We start from the raw sequence: 2,170 nt of genomic DNA, 5'->3' as shown, positions 1-2,170 counted from the left end.
AAGCGGGCAGAAAAACCTGACTGCTCTCAACCGCGTCGGGCTGATTTTTATGTATGTGGGCTTTGGTTCGAGCTTGTCCATCATGCTGTTCCATGGTTTTATCAAGAATGTACCGCTCGAGCTGGAGGAGGCCGCCACCATCGACGGCTGCACCCCATTCCGTACCTTTTGGCAGGTGGTGTTTCCGCTGCTCAAAACGATCTCCATCACCGTCGCTATTCTCAATATTATGTGGATTTGGAATGACTTCTTGCTGCCTCAGTTAACCATTAATAAGGCCGGCTGGCAGACCATACCGCTCAAAACCTACTTCTTTTTCGGCCAGTTTTCCAAACGATGGGATCTTGCCACCGCGGGGCTCATCATGGGGATGCTGCCTATCGTCATTTTTTATCTGTTCTGCCAAAAATATATTGTAAAGGGCATTACAGACGGTGCAATTAAGTAAAGGGGAGTCTTTCGTATGAGAAGCAGCGGTATTTTACTGCACATCAGCAGCCTGCCGTCGCCCTATGGCATTGGCACGTTTGGTAGGCAGGCTTACAACTTTGTGGATTTTTTACGCGCGGCGGGGCAGCGCTACTGGCAGATACTGCCGCTGGGGCCAACCAGCTTTGGCGATTCACCCTATCAATCGTTTTCGGTTTTTGCGGGAAACCCCTATTTTATCGATTTGGATCTGATTTGTGAAGGCGGGCTTTTGGCAAAGGAAGAATGCGATGCTTGCGATTGGGGCAGTGATGCAAAGTCGGTGGATTATGCGAAGATTTTCCACAGCCGCTTCACCCTGTTGTGGAAAGCCTACCTCCGTTTTCAGGATAAAGATGCTCTCGCTGAATTTCGCAAAGAAAACGCCGACTGGGTTGAAGACTATGCGCTGTACATGGCAGTAAAGGCAAAAATGGGGCTCCGGCCATGGACGCAGTGGGAGGACGAAATCAAGCTGCGAAAACCGGATGCTGTGCGGTTTTATCAGTTACATCTTGCCAATGAGATTGAATATTATGTGTTCTTGCAGTACCTATTTTTTAAGCAGTGGTTTGCACTCAAGACGTATGCCAACGACAACGAGGTAGAGATCATCGGCGATATGCCAATTTATGTTGCACCCGACAGCGCAGATGCTTGGGCAAACAGCGAGATATTTCTGCTGGATGAGTACAAGAATCCCATCGATGTGGCAGGTGTTCCGCCGGATGGATTTTCCGCGACAGGGCAGCTTTGGGGCAACCCGCTTTACCGGTGGGATTACCTCAAGCAGACCGATTACGCATGGTGGGTGAAGCGGCTGCAGGCCGCTGGTTACATGCACGACGTCACCCGCATCGATCACTTCCGCGGGTTTGAGAGCTATTATGCAGTGCCTTATGGCGATAAAACCGCCGAAAACGGCGAATGGCGCAAGGGGCCGGGTTACAGTTTTTTTGAGAGCATTATGGCTCGGCTCGGTGATATGCGTCTGATTGCCGAAGACCTCGGCTACCTTACCGAGGAGGTGCATGAGTTGCGCCGCAGTACGGGCTACCCCGGCATGAAGATACTGGAGTTTGCGTTTGACTCACGTGAGGAAAGCGATTACCTGCCGCACAACTATGATAAGGATTGCGTAGTATACACAGGCACCCACGATAACGACACCGTTCGCGGCTGGTTTTCCAGTGCGCCGGGTGAGGATGTGGCATTTGCACGCCGCTACCTCAACATTACAGGCGATCAAAACGGTACATGGGAATTTATCCGTGCGGCGGTGGCGAGTGTAGCCGACCTTGCTGTGGTACAGATGCAGGATTACCTTGAACTGGACTCGCACGCGCGTATGAATACCCCCTCCACCATCGGTACAAACTGGCGTTGGCGGCTATCTCCCGGTGCACTCACCCCCAAGCTGGCACAGCAAATTTGTGAAATGACACAATTATACGGCAGATAAAATACGTATTATGTAAAGATTAAATCCCTTTCTCAAACAAACCACAGCTCACCTCGCAGCCATAATAGCTGCGGGGTAAATTATTCTTCTGCCCTGCATTGCTCCTGCGAACAGATATTTTAATTTCAGTCTGCATTGAGAAGATGCAATAATTATGGTACAATAAACGCAAAAGCGTTTATTATACTCTGCTTTAGCAGGTGCGTTAGGCGTCTTGCCGCCTAATGCACAAATAGCCGC

The 2,170-nt window shown here is 50.3% G+C and carries 3 protein-coding genes; 2 read left to right on the top strand and 1 reads right to left on the bottom strand.

Features of this window, described 5'->3' with window-relative positions; all coding sequences use genetic code 11:
- Positions 1 to 448, top strand: a 448-nt coding sequence (locus RTV33_RS13270; RefSeq protein ID WP_312645022.1) for a carbohydrate ABC transporter permease, incomplete at its 5' end; no start/stop codon positions are given.
- Between the two features lie 15 nt (positions 449 to 463).
- The gene (gene malQ, locus RTV33_RS13265) at positions 464 to 1,930 is read left to right on the top strand and encodes a 4-alpha-glucanotransferase (RefSeq protein ID WP_312645021.1); all 1,467 of its coding nucleotides are present in this window, start codon (positions 464 to 466) and stop codon (positions 1,928 to 1,930) included.
- A gap of 48 nt (positions 1,931 to 1,978) precedes the next feature.
- On the opposite strand, the gene RTV33_RS13260 is transcribed toward malQ, so the two are convergent.
- Positions 1,979 to 2,170, bottom strand: a 192-nt coding sequence (locus tag RTV33_RS13260) for a hypothetical protein (RefSeq protein ID WP_312645019.1), incomplete at its 5' end; no start/stop codon positions are given.

The sequence above is a fragment of the Hydrogenoanaerobacterium sp. genome (genome assembly GCF_032017025.1).
Lineage (GTDB): Bacteria > Bacillota > Clostridia > Oscillospirales > Ruminococcaceae > Hydrogenoanaerobacterium.
The sequence above is the reverse complement of the archived record's forward strand: the minus strand, read 5'-3'. Positions and strand labels throughout refer to the sequence as shown.

Bases quoted from the DNA above. Each gene is read 5' to 3' on its own strand.
- malQ (WP_312645021.1), top strand. From the start codon at position 464: ATGAGAAGCAGCGGTATTTTACTGCACATCAGCAGCCTGCCGTCGCCC.